The sequence below is a fragment of the Gordonia sputi NBRC 100414 genome (assembly GCF_000248055.1).
GTDB classification, from domain to species: domain Bacteria; phylum Actinomycetota; class Actinomycetes; order Mycobacteriales; family Mycobacteriaceae; genus Gordonia; species Gordonia sputi.
Genome location: NZ_BAFC01000154.1, coordinates 1 through 296, shown reverse-complemented (window position 1 = coordinate 296; position 296 = coordinate 1). Strand labels below are relative to the sequence as shown.

General features: G+C 65.2%; 1 pseudogene. It reads right to left on the bottom strand.

The window, feature by feature from the left end:
• A pseudogene (locus tag GOSPT_RS22745) lies at nt 1-296 on the bottom strand (helix-turn-helix domain-containing protein); the annotation flags it as partial.

Below are 296 nucleotides of genomic sequence, written 5' to 3'. Positions count from 1 at the left end.
GTCTTCCCATCCACGGTGGAATCGAACTGAAAGTCCAATGCCCACACCACTTTCGGTGCGTCCGCGACAACGACCGGGACCGATGACTGGCCGGCGCGTTTGCGGCGCGGAGCACGCCGCACTTGCAGGCCCTCCTCCTTCCACAACCGATGCACTTTCTTCTTGTTGATCTCGATACCGTCGTCGAAACGCAGGTGCGCCCACGCGCGCCGGAACCCGTGCCGGGGGGTTCTTGCGGGCATACGTGCGTAACTGCTCGCGCAGCGCGGCGTCCGGATCGGCCGGGGTGTGCGCTT